The organism is Actinoplanes hulinensis (assembly GCF_019429605.1).
Lineage (GTDB): Bacteria > Actinomycetota > Actinomycetes > Mycobacteriales > Micromonosporaceae > Actinoplanes > Actinoplanes campanulatus.
Map to the genome: position 1 here is coordinate 80,571 of NZ_JAHXZI010000009.1, position 13,959 is coordinate 94,529.

The following is a 13,959-nucleotide window of genomic DNA, read 5'->3' on the forward strand; positions in this document are numbered from 1 at the left end:
TCTATTCCTTCTGATAGCCGGTGCGGACGGTTGCGATGAGCCGTTCGAGCAGGTCACGCCACAGGTCGCGGGACTCGCCGTCGGTCGCCGCGGAGGTGGTGGCGATCCAGTGGGTGGCGATCACGACGGTGCCGTTCATCAGGGAGCTGACCAGGATGGCCGCGTCGATCGGGTCCACGCCGGGGTAGCGGCGGGCCAGCTCGCGGGCCATCTCCTCGGAGGTCCGTGTGAACGTGGCCTGGAAGATCTGGGTGGCCCGCGGGTCGCCGGGCGCGAACCCGCCGAGGGCCCGCCACAGGTAGGCGATGATGCCGGGCACGTCGGTGTCGCGCAGGGCCGCGGCGACGTCGTCGAACATCGACGCCCGCTCCCCGGACGTGACCGTGCTGCGGAACCGGTCGATCACCACGCCCAGCATCTCGGTGCACACGGTGGTGACCACGTCGTCGATCGACGAGAAGTGGTTGAAGATCGTGCGCCGGGAGACGTCGGCGCGTTCGGCCAGCTGGTCGACGCTGAACCGGACCCCCTCACCGATCAGGGAGTCGGCGGCGTCGAGGATCGCGCGGCGGTGGCGTGCCTTCAGCGCGGCCCGGCGATCGATGGGCACGGTCGTCACGCTGACTACACTAGGTGCATCGTTGCACTAGGTGCAAACGAGGACCGCCCTCCGCGAAAGCTCACGGAGGGCGGTCCTTCCGGGGAGGAGTCAGAGTCTCTGGGTCTCCGTCGTGGAGGCGTGCAGGTCCGCGGTCGTGTCCGTCACGAACTTGCCGGTCCTCGCGCTGCGGTTGACCTCGCGGTCGCCGCGGCCCTCGTCGCCGCCCACGGTCTCGGTGGTGGTGGTCTCCGGTTGCCGCTTCGCGGTGCTCTCCTTGACGAACCGCCCGCTCCTGGCGCTGCGGTTGACCTCGTGCTCGTTGCCTGCCATCGGGGGGTCTCCTCAAACGGTCGTGGATGTCCGCCACCCGTTCTGTGCCCATCGGGACAGAATGGAAACACCCGGATCGATACCGTTGCGGGATGCTCACCATGGTGGACGCCTGCACCCGCGACGGCACGGGTGGCAGCCCGACCGTCGTGGTCGACGATGATCCGTCGATGCGCGACGAGGACCGATGCGCGATCGTCCGGGACAGCGGGGCCTCGCACGGCGCGTTCCTCTCCGTGCCGCACCTGCGTTTCTTCACCGGTACGGGCGAGCTGCGCAACTGCGGCCACGGGATCCTGGCGGCGCACGCCGTGCTGCTGTCCCGCAGCGGCCTGCCGGAGCAGCGGCTGCGGCACCGGACCGGCGACCGGCCGCACGTGGCCGACGCGGCGTGGCGGCCGGACGGCATCGAGGTGTGGTACGACCAGGGCGCCGTGTCGTTGTCCGCCCCGGACGCGGCGGCCGGGGTCCTGGGCGCCCTCGGCGCGCCGGCCGTGATCGGGCTGTCGGTGGCGTCGCCCGGCACCCCGCGCCTGCTCGTCGAGGTGCCGGACGTGGCGGCCGTGATGTCGGTGACCCCGGACTTCACCCGGCTGGCGGCGGCCTGCCGTGAGCGGGACCTGCTCGGCTGCTTCGTCTGGGCGTTCGGGCCGGACCGCTCGGTGACCGCCCGCATGTTCGCCCCGGCGATCGGCGTCGACGAGGACGTCGCCAACGCCAACAGCTCCGGCTGTCTGGCCGCCCACCTGTACGCCACCGGCCGCGGCGACACCGTCCAGGTCCGTCAGGGTGACGTCCTGGGCCGCCCGTCCACCGTGCTGGCGAGCACCGACGGCCGCACCACCCGGATCGGCGGGACGGTCAGGATCCGCTGAGCGCCTGGTCCAGATCGGCGATCAGGTCCTCCGGGTGCTCGATGCCGACCGCGATCCGGATCGTGCCGGGGCTGATCGACGCCTCCCGCAGCTGCTTCTCGTCGAGCTGCCGGTGGGAACTGCTGGCCGGATGCAGGACGAGCGTCTGCGTACCGCCGAGTGAGGGTGCCAGCCGCACCAGCCGTACCCCCTGCTGGAAGCGCAACCCCGCGTCGTAGCCGCCGGCGAGGTCGAAGCAGAAGGGTGCGGCGAAGCCGCGCACGAAGGTCCGGGCGATCGCGTGGCTCGGATGGTCCGCGGCGCCGGTCCACAGCACCCGCTCGACCGCCGGATGCCCGGCGAGGAACCCGGCGATGCGGGTCACGTTCTCCTCGTGCCGGGCCATCCGCAGGGCGAGCGTCTGGAGGCCGCGGATGGTCAGCCAGGCGGCGAACGGGTCGGCGACCGAGCCGAACTCGACACCGTGCCCCCACACCGTCCGGTAGCGCTCGTCGTCGGCGAAGACCGCGATGCCGCCGGTCACGTCACTGTGGCCGCCCAGGAACTTGGTCACCGAGTGGATCACGATGTCGGCGCCGTGCTCGATCGGCCGGCACAGGATCGGGGTGGCGAACGTGCTGTCGACGATCGTGGTGATCCCGGCGGCCCGGGCGACCGGCGCCAGGTTCGGCAGGTCGCTGACGTGGCCGGTCGGGTTGGCGACGGTCTCCAGATACAGGATCCGGGTACGCGGGGTGATCGCCTCCCGAACCTCCTCGGGGTCGTGCCCGGTCACGTAGGTGACGTCGATGCCGAACCGGTCGGACAGGTCACGCAGCGTGGCGAGCGTGCCGCCGTAGAGGGTGTGCTGGGCGATCACGTGGTCGCCGGTGCGCAGCAGCCCGTGCAGCACCGTCGAGATCGCGCCCATCCCCGAGCCGGTGGCGATCGCGGCGACCCCGCCCTCGAGGTCGGCCACGGTCTCCTCGAGGGCCCGTACGGTCGGGTTGGCGAACCGGGAGTAGACGTAGGAGCCGTCCGGCCGGTGGAGGCCGTCGGCGAGCGGGCCGGGATCGTCGAACGCGAACGACGACGTCTGATAGAGCGGCACCGACAGCGGGGTGCTGGCCGGAACCGGTGCGTGGACGTGGACGAGGCGGGTCTCCGGATGCATGCCCCGATCCTGTGCGCCGGGCGGGTGTCCGGGCCAGAGCCAATGCCAGTACATTGGTTTGTCGATGAGTCCAATCCCGGCCACCGAGCTGGCCGCCCGCCTCGGACGCTGGTCCGCCGGCCGCGGCCCGCTCTACCTGCTGCTCGCCGCCCGGCTGCGCGCCCTGATCGACGACGGCGAACTGCCGCCCGGCACCGGCCTGCCCACCGACCGGGCGCTGGCCGCCGCGCTGTCGGCGGGCCGCACCACCGTGGTCGCCGCCTACGACCTGCTGCGTGACGAGGGCCGGCTGGTCCGGCGGCAGGGCAGCGGCACCTGGGTCGCCGGGGCCGCGCCCGCGCCGCCGTCCACGGCCGAGCCCACCACCAGCCCGGTCTTCCTGCACCTGCTCGACCAGCCGGACCATGTCACCCAGTTCGCCTGCGCCGGGCCGCTCACCCCGCCGGCATCGCTCCGGGCCGCCTACCGTCGCGCGCTCGACGAGGTGGGGGACGGGCTGGGCTACCACCCCGCCGGGCACCCGCGGCTGCGCCGGGCGCTCGCCGACCGCTATGGCGCGAGCCCTGGCGAGATCCTGGTGACCACCGGCGGACAGCAGGCGTTGTCGCTGCTCACCCGGGCACTGACGGCGCCCGGCGATGAGGTCGTGGTGCAGGCCCCGACGTACCCCGGAATGTTGGAGGTGCTACGGGAGCACGCCGCCGTGGCCGTCCCGGTCCCGGCCGACGGGTCGGGTTTCGCGGCCGCCCTGGCCCTGCGCCCCGCGTTCGGTTATCTGATCGCCTCATGCCACAACCCGACCGGCCACCACCTCGCTGAGTCCCGACGTCGCGAGATCGTCGCCGCGGCACTGCGCGAGGACGTGCCGCTGGTCGTCGACGACGTCCTCGCCGAGCTGAGTTTCGACGGGCCGCGCCCGTTGTCCACCGACATGATCATGGTGGGTTCGCTGAGCAAGGTGGTCTGGGGTGGGCTGCGGGTCGGCTGGATCCACGCCCCGGCGCCGCTCGTCAACCGGCTGGCGCGGCTCAAAGCGGTCCATGACCTGGGCAGCGGCGTACTGGACCAGCTGGCCGCGTCCTACCTGGTCGGCGACCTGACGGCGCTGGCCGCGGCCCGCGCCCGCGCGCTGCGCCGGCGTCACGACCATCTCTGTGCCGAGCTGCGGGAACGGCTTCCGTCGTGGACGTTCGAGCCCGCCTCCGGCGGTCAGACCCTCTGGGTGCGCCTTCCGTACGGTGACGCCGCCGCCTACGCCCAGGCCGCGCTCCGCCACGGGGTCGCCGTCCTGCCCGGCGGTCAGCTCGATCCCACCGGCGGCAGCCACGACCGGTTGCGACTGCCTTTCGTGGCCTCACCCGCCGACATCACCGCCGCGGTCTCCGCGCTGGCGCAGGCCTGGCAGGGCTACAGCGGTGAGCGTGTCCCGGTGTCCCTTCCGGCCATCGCCGTCTGATTTCGGGTCTCGTCATATGTCGTGTAACTACGTATAGTCTGGTGCATGCGTGAGACCACGTACTTCACCCTCGCCGCCCTGCAACACGGGCCGCTGCACGGGTACGCGATCATCCAGCGGGTGTCCGAACTGTCCGGTGGGCGCATCCGCCTCGCCACCGGCACCCTCTACACCGCCCTCGACCGGCTCACCACCGCCGGCCACATCCGGGTGGCCAGCGAGGAGATCGTCAACGGGCGGGCCCGCCGGTCCTACGAGCTGACCCCGCACGGGCAGACGGCCCTTCAAGAACAAGCCCAGGTGTACGCGGAAGCCGCCCGCGTCGTGACCCCGGCCCGCCCGGTGGTGCGCCCCGCATGAACGACATCGAACGCCGTTACGCCCGCCTGGTCCGCCTCTACCCGGCCCGCTCGCCCCGCGACGAGATCCTCGACACCCTGCTGCAATCCGGCCGGCCGCCCACGATGCGGGAGACGTCAGCCCTGGTCATCGGCGCGCTTCGGGCCCGCACCGGATACGGGCTGGACCGCTCGCCGGTCCGCCTCGCCGCCCTCGCCGTGCTGCTCTACGCCACCGCGGTCGACGTGCTCACCTCCCTGCCGCTGGACGTGCCCGCGATCGTCGGCACCCCGCTCGGCGTCGCCCAGTACGCGGTCGCCGGCCTGGCCGCCCTCGTGCTGCACGTGACGGCGCTGTTCGCCCTGGCCCGGGGCGCGTACCGACTGTCCGCCGTGGCCTCGGTGCTCGCCGTCGGCCCCGCGCTCGTCGCGCTGGAACGCAGCGGCTCCTACCTCAACGACGGGTTCTGGGCGGCGCCGGTCGCCGCGCTGCTGGTGCTGGCCGTCAACCTCAGCCCACGGCGGGAACGCTCCAGCCCGTACCCCTGGCTCGCTCTTGTGCCGTTCGCGATCGTGATCCTGCCGACCGGGGCCGGCACGGTGCTGTGGACCAGCCTCTTCATCCAGCAGCAGGCGATGCTCGTACTCATCGTCGTCGGTCTGGCCTGGTCGCTCGTCGACCCGCGGGTCCCGCTCGCGGTGGCGGCGCTCGCGCTGTGCAACTTCCTCACCAACGTCACCGCGGTCGCGGTCGGTGCGGTCGTCGGCGACGCGACGATCGCGTACGGCCTCGCGATCACCGCCGCACCCTGGCTGCTCCTGCTCGCCGCGGCCGCCGTCGGCCACCGGCGTGCCCTCATATGAGGCGCGCCGACAGACGGATCATGGTAGAAACCTCGCCGTGTCACAGATCCTTGAGTTCCCCGGCCTGATCCGCCTCCTCGACGAGCGCACGGAGGCGTTCCGGGCCGCCATCGCCGCCGCTGCCGACCTCGGCGCCCAGGTGCCGACCTGTCCCGAGTGGACGCTGTTCGACCTGGCCCGGCACGTGGGGGAGGGGCGCCGCCGCTGGGCCGCCACCGTCGCCGCCGGGCCCGCCGACACCCCACCGGACGCTTCGGTCTGGGCGAGCGAAGCGCCCCGCGAACGTGAGGCCCTGCTGTCCTGGCTGACCGACTCGCAGCGCATTCTCGCGGACGCGCTGCGGGAGGCCGGCCCGGACCGCGGCTGCTGGACGTGGTGGGACGTGTCCGCGTCACCGCAGACGGCCGGCGCGGTGGCCCGGCACCAGCTCCAGGAGGTGGCGGTGCACACGTACGACGCGCAGCTCACCGCCGGCGCCCCGGAGCCGCTGCCGGGCGAGGTGGCGCTCGACGGGGTCGACGAGTTCCTGGCCACCTGCTGCGCCGGGCCGTACCGGTGGCCGTACCAGCCGGTCGCCGTCGACTACCAGGCCACCGAGGGCCGCACCTGGCGGCTCACGCTGGCCGCCGACGGCGTCCGGGTCATCGAGCCGGCCGGGGCCCCGGCCGGCGCCTCCCTGCGGGCGACAGCCTCCGAGCTGGTGCTGGCCCTCTACGGCCGGATCCCGCTGGCCGAGCTGAAAATCGACGGCGACGCCGGCGTGTTCGACCTACTCCTCGCCTGGGATCCCGAGGAGTAGCCGTATTCTGGCGGACTTTGCTATCGACGGAGGTTGAGATGGCCGAGTACCCGCGAGAGATCACCGAGCGTTTCCACGGCACCCCCGAACAGACCGCCACCGCCCTGATCGGCGAGCCACCACAGCGGTGGCGGACCATCGTCATCGAGGACTACGACCCGTCCTGGGTGGACCGTTACACGGCCGCCCGGGACGGGATCCGGCAGGCCCTCGGCGACCGGATCCTGAGCATCGACCACGTCGGCTCCACCTCGGTGCCCGGCCTGGCCGCCAAGCCGATCATCGACATCGACCTGCTGCTGGCCGCCACCGATGACGAGAGCGCCTACGTGCCTCGCCTGGAGCGGGCCGGCTACCGCCTGCTGCTACGCGAACCCTGGTGGCACGGCCACCGCATGCTGATCAGCGCGGCCGAGGACGTCCACCTGCACGTGTGGCCACCGGACGCCCCCGAGCCGATCCGCCACCGCCTGCTGCGCGACTGGCTGCGCACCCACCCGTCCGACCGCGACCTCTACGCCACCGCCAAACGCCGCCTGGCCACCGACCCGGACGGTTACACCCTGTCCAAGAACGACGTCATCGACCAGATCCTCGCCCGCGTCTTCGCCACAGGTTAGGAGACGGCGCGGCGGATCAGTTCGGCGACCTGGCGGGGGCGTACCGGTTCGAGGCTGAAGTTCCTCTCGATCAGCTCCGGGTCGCCGGTCAACAGCGGCCCGAAGTTGAGCCACGGGTCGTCGAACCTGATCCGCTCCTCGACGATCGGCTCGCGGCCCCGCCAGGCCCGGACCCGGACCCACGCCGGGTCGATCGGGGTCACCGACCAGCGGTAGGTCACCCCGTCCACCACGATCTCGCGTATCCGGGTCACAGTGCCGCCAGGAATTCCTCGACGGCGGTGCCGACCGTGCCCAGCACATCGGTGTACGCCCGCACCGGGCCCGGGACGCGCAAGCCGTGGTCCCCTTCGGGGATCTCCAGGAACGGCTTGCCGGTGGCGCGGACGGCCTCGGGCAGCCACAACCGGTCGGCGGTGCCGCCGACGATCAGCGCCGGGGCCGGGTTGGCGGCGATCGCGGCGATCAGCTCCGGATCGGTCAGGACGGGGGTGAGCCAGACGGCGGGCAGCTCACGCTCGGCGGCGAGCGCGGCCGCGTACGTCCCCAGGGATTTGGCGATCAGCACCGGCCGGGCGCTCGCGCGATGCACGGCGGCCGCCACGTGGACCCGGACGAACGGCTCCGGGCCGACCTGGAACAGCCCGTCCGGAGGGGTCCACCGTACCGGCACGACCTCGTCGCCGCGGGCGGTCAGGATGGCGTCGGCAAGATCGAACAGCGTTCCCTCGACGGTGTAGCCACGGCCGGGCACCAGGATTCCGGAAATCATCGGGGCCATTCTGCCAAGCGTTCGCGCAGCGCGGTGATGGCGTCACGGTCCAGGCCGTAGAGGGCGAACCGGGCGTCGTCCAGCCGGTCCAGATAGCGCCCGGCGTCGGCGATGTCCTGCGGATCCAGGGCCGGATCGGCGGCGTGCGCCAGCTCCAGGACACGGTCCAGGGGATAGCGTTCCAGCGCGGCCGCCACATCGATGTAGTCACGCACCTCCCGCCGGTTGACCAGGGCGGCGACCTTCGTGGCCACCAGGTCGTCCAGGTGCATGACCGGGCCGACGTCCATCACCACCGGGGCACGGTGCCGGTCCAGCCGGCACAGGGTCAGCCGCAAGGCCCGGTGCTCCCCGGCGACCAGGAACTCCTGGATGTCGGCGTCCATGCCGGCGAACAGCTCGTCGGCCTCCTCCCGGACCACCCGGTAGCCGGCCGCGGTCAGCGCCGACGTCACCTCACCGGCCGCCGCGACCACCCCGCCGGCCGTGTCGGTGAACAGGTCGATGTCCTCCGTCGGCCGCGCGACCAGCCCGTTCACCAGCCACGCCACCCCGCCCCCGAGAACGAAGCCGTGCTTGTCGGCGACGGCCAGCGCGATCCGGGCGACGTCCCGGTAAAAGTCGTCGACGTTCACGCGGCAAGGTTGGCACACTGCGGCGGTGTCTGATGCGAGTGACGCGCTGGTGTGGTTGGCCGCGGAGGGAATCACGCGGGCCGGGCCGGGGACCTGGCGCTGCGACTATGACGGTTCCGAGATACCGGACCCGAACCTTTCTTTCGACGCGGCTGACTGGGCCATGGAGGACGAGGAGCGGTCGCCGGCGGAGCGGGTCCGTCTCACGCTCGGGCTGTTCGACCTGACCGGGGGAATCTGGATTCACGAGGTGCTGTCCCGTCACCTGGTCACCGGTGGGTGGGATCCCGAGCTGGCCGAGGCGATCTGGACCGGCTACCGGGCCCGCCTCGGGATGCCCGAGGTGTCGCGGGACTTGATGATCTCGCTGGTGGTCAACTGGTTCGAGGACGTTCGTACGTCAGAGGCGGCGTTCCGCGCGCTGCTCGGCGACGACGTGCGCAGGCTGCACGGGATCGGGCGGCTGAGGGAATTGCCGCACTGGCGGGCGGTCCACGTGCTGGCGGCGTCCGGGCCGGTGTGCTGGGACCACAAACGGGACGTCTATCAAGCCTGCGCCTCGGTGCCGGAGTTGCACGCGGCGGTGCTCTATGCGCTGGTCCGCTGTTATCACGACGTCTACGGCCATCTCGTTCCGGCGGAGGCGCTGGAACTCCTGGACGGTCTCGACCTTCCGCGCGACGCCAAAGATCGGGGACCGCTGCGCGCCGTCCTGGCCGCCGGCAACGCCCATCACCGTGACGATCCCGGCCTTTGGCGGCCGGAGTCCTGACCGGTCAGGCGGCGGCGCGGACCCGCAGGCGGGGGTGCCGGGCCTCCCAGGCGGCGCGCACGCTCCGGGGCAGGTTCAGCTCGGGCCACAACCGGGCCAGGGTCGGCCCGTCGAGGTAGGCCCGCAGCTCGTCGACCCGGATCGCCTCGCGCAGCACGTTCTCATACATCCACAGCAGCATGGTGTGCACGCCGAGGTCGAAGGCCCGCTGCGGCTGCCACCACAGGCGCAACGGCAGCTCCACCAGGCCGGAGGTGGGGCCGCGCAGCTCACCGAGCGTCCCGGCGACGACGACCGGCCGGTGGGGCCGGGCGAGGTGCGTGACGGGCGCGGTACTCACGGACATGTCATCAGCCTAAACCGACACACCGGTCAGGCAGCAACCACCTAGATTCCTAGGACGATTTAGGCGGGGTGCGGCGGCTCACCTCGGATCCTGTCCGGCTGGCTCGACCAGTGCACCGGCGGTCTCGACAGGAACGCGCCCGGGCTGCGGGGAGGCCCGGGCGCGTTTCGGACGAGGGTCCGCGTCAGCGGACGCGGTCCAGCAGGCGCTGCCAGCGGCTGCGCGGGCGGCGGGCCTGGGCGACCTTGCGGCCGCCGATCACGCCGGTGGCGGTGACGGCGGCGAGTGCGAGCGCGGCGGCCGAGGCGATGCCGGGGCGGTTGCGCACCACCTGTCCGGCCTGCTTGACCCGCGAGCCGGTCGTCCGCTCCGGGGCGGCGATGTCGTCTCGGGTGCCGACAGTGCTGTCGTAGGTGGTCATGACTGCCTTCCCATGCGTTCGGTTCGGGTGGTTCTCCCGTGACATGCCCACTACGGGCCGATGTCAATCCGGCTTGCGCCGCCCGGCGATGCTGGAAACATGATGGGCCGGTCGCATGCGCTGTCCGGGGGAGTGGGCTGGCTGGCCGGGTGCGCGGCCCTGACCGCGGCCGGTGCGGCGCCCGCGCCGGTGGCCGTGGTGTTCGGCGCCGCCGTGGCCACCGGGATGGCGCTGGCCCCGGATGTCGACCATCCGAAGTCCACGATCGCGTATTCGGTGGGGCATCTGACCCGGCTGCTGGCCGCCGGTGTCTCCCGGGCGGCGGCCGCGCTGCGTACGGCGTCGTGTGGGCACTGCTCGACCGGCCGGCCGCGAGGTGGGCACCGCGCGGTGACCCACACGGCGCTCGGCGCGGTTGTCGCCGGGCTGCTGGCGGCCGGGGTGAGTCTGTGGGCGGGCCGGACCGCCGCGCTGTGGATCATCGGGGTGTCGGTGTGGCTGGCCGCGCACTCCGCACTGTCGCCGCGGACCCGGGCCAAGGTGGGGGACATGATTTTGCCGGGCCGGTTCCGGCGGTTCGCACCCCGGTTCACGGCGGCCGTCGGCGCGGTGCTGGTCGGAGGCGTGGGCGCGGCACTGGCGGCGGCGGTGATCCCGGCCGGGGCCGCCGTCTGGTGGGTGGGTCTCGCCGTCGCCTGGGGCTGGCTGGCCCACGCGCTCGGTGACGCGCTGACGTTCTCGGCGGTGCCGCTGTGGTGGCCGCTGCGCATCCGGGGCTGCCGGTGGACCCCGGTCGGCGCGCCGCACTGGGCGCGCTTCCGCACCGGGTCACCCACCGAGACCGGCGTCGTGTGGGCGATGGTGGCGCTCGGCGTCGGCTCGGTGCTGCTCCTGGGAGCCGTCTCCTGATCGTTGCCTGGACGGCACGAAACAGGGATTCGCCAGAAACTTGGGTAGACCAGGATCAAATTCGTCCGATCGACGAAAGGGAACGCCTTGCTCAGCCGGAACATCTCCACGGTCGCCGTCCTCGCCACACTGGCTCTGACCCAGCAGGCCTGTTCCAGCAGCTCGGAGCCGGCCGAGGAGCCCGCCACGCAGGCGGCCACCCCGGCATCGGCCCCGGCGTCGGCGGCCGCCGACACCAAGCCGTCCGCCACCGCGGCGGGTGACAGCAGCGGCGGCGCCGCCGCGAACGGTGACCCGATCCTGGCGGGCAAGCGGCAGGTCGTGATCAAGCCGATCGAGACCACCGAGTCGATTGTCGTGCTCGAGAAGGGCAAGCTCACCACCACCGACGGCGAGGCGGAACACAGCCTGTTCGTGTTCACCCCGCACAACGGGAAGTACCTGATCAAGACGGCGAAGGCGGACGCCGGCGGTGAGCCGTCCTGCCTGGGGATCAAGAGCAACGGCAGCAACCCGCTGACCGTGGTGTCCGCCGCCTGTGACTCGAGCCGGGCCGGTCAGCTGTTCACCGTCGAGCCGGTGGGCAAGAAGGACGGCTCGGGCCGGCCGATCTACTCGATCAGCAACGGTGACGCGTTCCTCCAGCTCTCCGACCGGTACGGGGTGATCGCCGAGGAACTGGGCGACGCGCCACTGGCCACCACCTACGCGCTCGTCGACAACGGACCGTCCATCCTGCCGTCTCTCGACTGACCCGCCGCTACCCTGGACGGTCATGATGGCGGCGAGAGAGGTCTGGCAGGCCGAGTTCGATCGGGCCGGGATACCGCGGCGGGTTCGTGAGCGGGACACCGATGCGGTCCCGCGCCGCCGCGCCACCGTGGCCGACGGCGCCCGGAGCGCGGATCTGGGACTGGAGTTCAGGGATCACCCGTTCTATCTCGCGCTACGGGACGGCCGGATGACTTGTCTGCAGGGCTTGCCCCCGGATGCGGCTGCCGCGGCCGCCGCGGCGGACCGGTGGCTGTCCGGGGAACGGCCGGGCCCGGTCGCCGCGGCCTGGCCGTTCCTCGGTTCGGTGGCGCTCGCCGAGGCCCGCGAGCGCGGCGACCGTGGGGAGTCGCGGTGGCTGTGGCTGTACGAGAACCACTGCGCCGACCCGATCGCGGGTCGCCTGGCGCCGTTCGTCGGCCTGGCCTTCCACGAGCCACAGCTCCGCGCGATGCAACCGTGGACCAGCCATTTCACCCTGCATTTCGGCGGGGACAGCCCTCTGGTGACTCCGGCGGCACCCGGCCGGTTCCTGGTGCGCACCAGCGACGGCCGGGTTCACGACGAGACGGACGCCGCGGGTGCGCTGGAGATCATGCTGGCCGACCTCACCACCTGATCGGCAGGCTCCGCAGGTGGGCGGTGAGCGCGCCGGCCAGCTGGCGGTGGTCGTGGGCGGACGGGTGCCAGTCGCAGCCGAGCAGGTCGAGTCCGAGCGCGTCGTTGTCGTAGTGCAGCGCGCTGATCCGGCGGTCGCCGGCGGCCGTACGCTGGGCGACGATCTTCTCGACCGAGGTGGCCAGGGCGGTGGTGTTCCACATCGACGGGTAGGTCAGCACCAGCCGGGTGTGCGCGCCGTACCGGTCCCGGAGTTTGTCGAGGAAGCCCAGGTAGGCGACCTCGTAGTCAGCGGCAAGGGCGGCCTCGTCGGCCCAGCGCTCGCCCGGGTGCAGGGCGGTGGAGAAGTCGTTGATGCCGAGCCCGATCACCACGACCTGCGGATTCCACGTGCGCGGACGTTGCCATGCGGCGGTGTCGGCGGCCTGGAGGACCCGGTCGTAGTAGGTGCGGTAGTCGACGGCCGGGTTGGAGCCGTCGTAGTTGCGGACCATGCCCATCCCGGACCAGGCGTTGAGCTGGTAATCGGCGCGCAGGGTACGGGCGGTGAGCGCGCCGAAGGCCTGGTCGGCGTTGGAGTTGCGGTCGACGCCGCCGGTGGTGGAGCAGTCGCGCCCGGCCGAGGAGTTGCCGTAGCCGGCGGTCCAGGAGTCGCCGATGAACTCGATCTGGCGGCCGCGGGCGGCCGGTTCGGTGAGCAGTGCGCCGCCGGGGCCGGCCACGAAGCCGCCGAACTGGCCGGGCGTCCACGGGCTCTCGGTACGTTTGGCGATCCGCACGGTGTGTGTGCCGTGCGCGAGTCCGCGTACCCAATGGGTCGTTCTTCCCGGAGTGACCAGGGTGACCGGAGCCTGATCGTCGATTTGCAGCTCGTAGTCGTTGACCGCGTCGTCGAGGACGACGCCGATCGCGTCGCCGCGGAAGCGGCCTTCGAAGTAGACGCCGGGCCAGGTGTAGCGGGTGTCGGTGCCGCGGTCCTCGATCCGGCCGGGGGTGTGCACGTGGGTGAGTGCCCGGGTGCCCGGCGCGACGGCCCGGCCGGTGACCGGGGAGATCTTGCCGGAGCAGAGGCCGCGGGCGCGCAGTGAGGCGGCGATGGCGGGGATGGCGGCGACCGTGTTCGGCGGCCAGTCGTGCATCAGGATGACGTCGCCGTCGGAGAGTTTGTCGACGCCGGCGAGGATCTGCTCGACCGAGGCGTTGTCCCAGTCGCGGGAGTCGACGTCGGTGTTGATCTCGGTGAGGCCGAAGCGGCGCTCGACGGCCCGCAGCGCGTCGTCGGTGTCCAGGTAGGGCGGCCGGAACAGGGTGGGCGTCACGCCGGTGACCTTGCGGATGGTGTCCTGGGTGCGGGAGATCTGGGACGCCTGCTCGGCCTCGGGGAGCTGGGTCATGAACGGGTGGTCCCAGCTGTGGTTGCCGAGCCACATGCCGGCGGCGACCTGGGCGCGGGCCAGTTCGGGGTTGGCCTCGACGTTCTGTCCGGTGTTGAACATGGTGGCCCGTAACCCGGCGCGTTTGAGGGCGTGGAGCAGGGCCGCGGTGTTGCCGGGGGTGGGGCCGTCGTCGAAGGTCAGGCCGACGTAGCCGGGGCAGGCCGGGGTGGCGACGGCCGGGGCGGGTACGGCGACGGTGGCGGTGATCAGCATGGCTGCGGCGAGTAATCTCATTCCGGGAGC

Annotated in this window: 19 protein-coding genes; 10 read left to right on the forward strand and 9 right to left on the reverse strand. The window is 72.2% G+C overall.

Features of this window, described 5'->3' with window-relative positions:
• Position 1: 1 nt before the first annotated feature.
• Together KZ829_RS18140 and KZ829_RS18145 are read right to left on the reverse strand one after the other, a co-directional pair.
• Entirely contained in the window at positions 2-619 is a 618-nt protein-coding gene (locus KZ829_RS18140; protein ID WP_220145097.1) for a TetR/AcrR family transcriptional regulator, read from the reverse strand.
• 90 nt (positions 620-709) lie between these two features.
• Positions 710-931, reverse strand: a complete 222-nt coding sequence (locus KZ829_RS18145) for a hypothetical protein (protein ID WP_220145098.1) — start codon at positions 929-931, stop codon at positions 710-712.
• 92 nt (positions 932-1,023) lie between these two features.
• Here KZ829_RS18145 and KZ829_RS18150 point away from each other — a divergent pair, with 92 nt between their 5' ends.
• A complete protein-coding gene (locus tag KZ829_RS18150; protein WP_220145099.1) occupies positions 1,024-1,806 on the forward strand; it encodes a PhzF family phenazine biosynthesis protein in 783 nt (260 codons plus the stop codon).
• On the opposite strand, the gene KZ829_RS18155 is transcribed toward KZ829_RS18150, so the two are convergent.
• Positions 1,793-2,959 (reverse strand): trans-sulfuration enzyme family protein, encoded by a 1,167-nt coding sequence (locus KZ829_RS18155; RefSeq protein WP_220145100.1) that lies wholly within the window; start codon positions 2,957-2,959, stop codon positions 1,793-1,795. The two genes, KZ829_RS18150 and KZ829_RS18155, sit on opposite strands and share 14 nt — an antisense overlap.
• 64 nt (positions 2,960-3,023) lie before the next feature.
• Between KZ829_RS18155 and KZ829_RS18160 the strand changes: the two genes are divergently transcribed.
• The 5 genes from KZ829_RS18160 to KZ829_RS18180 are packed head-to-tail and all read left to right on the forward strand — an operon-like array spanning position 3,024 to position 7,036.
• Complete coding sequence (locus KZ829_RS18160; RefSeq protein WP_220145101.1) at positions 3,024-4,415, forward strand: aminotransferase-like domain-containing protein; 1,392 nt, start codon at positions 3,024-3,026, stop codon at positions 4,413-4,415.
• Positions 4,416-4,460: 45 nt separating this feature from the next.
• Positions 4,461-4,775 carry a PadR family transcriptional regulator gene (locus KZ829_RS18165; protein ID WP_220145102.1) on the forward strand — a complete coding sequence of 105 codons (315 nt, stop codon included), beginning with the start codon at positions 4,461-4,463 and terminating at the stop codon, positions 4,773-4,775.
• Positions 4,772-5,617, forward strand: coding sequence for a hypothetical protein (locus KZ829_RS18170; RefSeq protein WP_220145103.1), 846 nt, complete (start codon positions 4,772-4,774; stop codon positions 5,615-5,617). The genes KZ829_RS18165 and KZ829_RS18170 overlap by 4 nt, the downstream gene beginning before the upstream one ends.
• A 37-nt stretch (positions 5,618-5,654) precedes the next feature.
• Positions 5,655-6,416, forward strand: a complete 762-nt coding sequence (locus tag KZ829_RS18175) for a maleylpyruvate isomerase family mycothiol-dependent enzyme (RefSeq protein WP_220145104.1) — start codon at positions 5,655-5,657, stop codon at positions 6,414-6,416.
• 38 nt (positions 6,417-6,454) lie between these two features.
• A complete protein-coding gene (locus KZ829_RS18180; protein ID WP_220145105.1) occupies positions 6,455-7,036 on the forward strand; it encodes a GrpB family protein in 582 nt (193 codons plus the stop codon).
• Here the strand turns inward: KZ829_RS18180 and KZ829_RS18185 are convergent.
• Genes KZ829_RS18185 through KZ829_RS18195 form a run of 3 tightly spaced genes read right to left on the reverse strand, consistent with a single transcriptional unit; the run spans position 7,033 to position 8,443 of the window.
• A complete protein-coding gene (locus KZ829_RS18185) occupies positions 7,033-7,290 on the reverse strand; it encodes a hypothetical protein (RefSeq protein WP_220145106.1) in 258 nt (85 codons plus the stop codon). The genes KZ829_RS18180 and KZ829_RS18185 overlap by 4 nt on opposite strands.
• A complete protein-coding gene (locus KZ829_RS18190; RefSeq protein ID WP_220145107.1) occupies positions 7,287-7,808 on the reverse strand; it encodes an alpha/beta hydrolase in 522 nt (173 codons plus the stop codon). Before KZ829_RS18190 ends, KZ829_RS18185 begins: the two co-directional genes overlap by 4 nt.
• Entirely contained in the window at positions 7,805-8,443 is a 639-nt protein-coding gene (locus KZ829_RS18195) for a nucleotidyl transferase AbiEii/AbiGii toxin family protein (RefSeq protein WP_220145108.1), read from the reverse strand. The genes KZ829_RS18190 and KZ829_RS18195 overlap by 4 nt, the downstream gene beginning before the upstream one ends.
• A 25-nt stretch (positions 8,444-8,468) precedes the next feature.
• Here KZ829_RS18195 and KZ829_RS18200 point away from each other — a divergent pair, with 25 nt between their 5' ends.
• The gene (locus KZ829_RS18200) at positions 8,469-9,215 is read left to right on the forward strand and encodes a hypothetical protein (RefSeq protein ID WP_220145109.1); all 747 of its coding nucleotides are present in this window, start codon (positions 8,469-8,471) and stop codon (positions 9,213-9,215) included.
• Positions 9,216-9,219: 4 nt separating this feature from the next.
• On the opposite strand, the gene KZ829_RS18205 is transcribed toward KZ829_RS18200, so the two are convergent.
• Together KZ829_RS18205 and KZ829_RS18210 are read right to left on the reverse strand one after the other, a co-directional pair.
• A complete protein-coding gene (locus KZ829_RS18205) occupies positions 9,220-9,561 on the reverse strand; it encodes a hypothetical protein (protein ID WP_220145110.1) in 342 nt (113 codons plus the stop codon).
• Positions 9,562-9,745: 184 nt separating this feature from the next.
• Positions 9,746-9,982: a hypothetical protein gene (locus KZ829_RS18210; RefSeq protein ID WP_220145111.1), complete on the reverse strand. Its 237-nt coding sequence runs from the start codon at positions 9,980-9,982 to the stop codon at positions 9,746-9,748.
• 99 nt (positions 9,983-10,081) lie between these two features.
• Here KZ829_RS18210 and KZ829_RS18215 point away from each other — a divergent pair, with 99 nt between their 5' ends.
• The 3 genes from KZ829_RS18215 to KZ829_RS18225 all read left to right on the forward strand — a co-directional run bounded on the left by KZ829_RS18215 (position 10,082) and on the right by KZ829_RS18225 (position 12,281).
• Complete coding sequence (locus KZ829_RS18215) at positions 10,082-10,891, forward strand: metal-dependent hydrolase (protein WP_220145112.1); 810 nt, start codon at positions 10,082-10,084, stop codon at positions 10,889-10,891.
• An 87-nt stretch (positions 10,892-10,978) separates the two neighbouring features.
• Entirely contained in the window at positions 10,979-11,644 is a 666-nt protein-coding gene (locus KZ829_RS18220; RefSeq protein WP_220145113.1) for a hypothetical protein, read from the forward strand.
• Between the two features lie 22 nt (positions 11,645-11,666).
• Complete coding sequence (locus KZ829_RS18225; protein ID WP_220145114.1) at positions 11,667-12,281, forward strand: DUF6193 family natural product biosynthesis protein; 615 nt, start codon at positions 11,667-11,669, stop codon at positions 12,279-12,281.
• On the opposite strand, the gene KZ829_RS18230 is transcribed toward KZ829_RS18225, so the two are convergent.
• Positions 12,271-13,950, reverse strand: a complete 1,680-nt coding sequence (locus tag KZ829_RS18230; protein WP_246635834.1) for a polysaccharide deacetylase family protein — start codon at positions 13,948-13,950, stop codon at positions 12,271-12,273. The two genes, KZ829_RS18225 and KZ829_RS18230, sit on opposite strands and share 11 nt — an antisense overlap.
• Between the last annotated feature and the right edge of the window lie 9 nt (positions 13,951-13,959).

Excerpts from the sequence above, each read along its gene's own strand:
- KZ829_RS18145 (WP_220145098.1), bottom strand. The coding sequence starts at position 931 with ATGGCAGGCAACGAGCACGAGGTCAACCGCAGCGCCAGGAGCGGGCGG.
- KZ829_RS18150 (WP_220145099.1), top strand. The coding sequence starts at position 1,024 with ATGCTCACCATGGTGGACGCCTGCACCCGCGACGGCACGGGTGGCAGC.
- KZ829_RS18155 (WP_220145100.1), bottom strand. The coding sequence starts at position 2,959 with ATGCATCCGGAGACCCGCCTCGTCCACGTCCACGCACCGGTTCCGGCC.
- KZ829_RS18160 (WP_220145101.1), top strand. The coding sequence starts at position 3,024 with ATGAGTCCAATCCCGGCCACCGAGCTGGCCGCCCGCCTCGGACGCTGG.
- KZ829_RS18165 (WP_220145102.1), top strand. The coding sequence starts at position 4,461 with ATGCGTGAGACCACGTACTTCACCCTCGCCGCCCTGCAACACGGGCCG.
- KZ829_RS18170 (WP_220145103.1), top strand. The coding sequence starts at position 4,772 with ATGAACGACATCGAACGCCGTTACGCCCGCCTGGTCCGCCTCTACCCG.
- KZ829_RS18180 (WP_220145105.1), top strand. The coding sequence starts at position 6,455 with ATGGCCGAGTACCCGCGAGAGATCACCGAGCGTTTCCACGGCACCCCC.
- KZ829_RS18190 (WP_220145107.1), bottom strand. The coding sequence starts at position 7,808 with ATGATTTCCGGAATCCTGGTGCCCGGCCGTGGCTACACCGTCGAGGGA.
- KZ829_RS18205 (WP_220145110.1), bottom strand. The coding sequence starts at position 9,561 with ATGTCCGTGAGTACCGCGCCCGTCACGCACCTCGCCCGGCCCCACCGG.
- KZ829_RS18210 (WP_220145111.1), bottom strand. The coding sequence starts at position 9,982 with ATGACCACCTACGACAGCACTGTCGGCACCCGAGACGACATCGCCGCC.
- KZ829_RS18215 (WP_220145112.1), top strand. The coding sequence starts at position 10,082 with ATGATGGGCCGGTCGCATGCGCTGTCCGGGGGAGTGGGCTGGCTGGCC.
- KZ829_RS18225 (WP_220145114.1), top strand. The coding sequence starts at position 11,667 with ATGATGGCGGCGAGAGAGGTCTGGCAGGCCGAGTTCGATCGGGCCGGG.
- KZ829_RS18230 (WP_246635834.1), bottom strand. The coding sequence starts at position 13,950 with ATGAGATTACTCGCCGCAGCCATGCTGATCACCGCCACCGTCGCCGTA.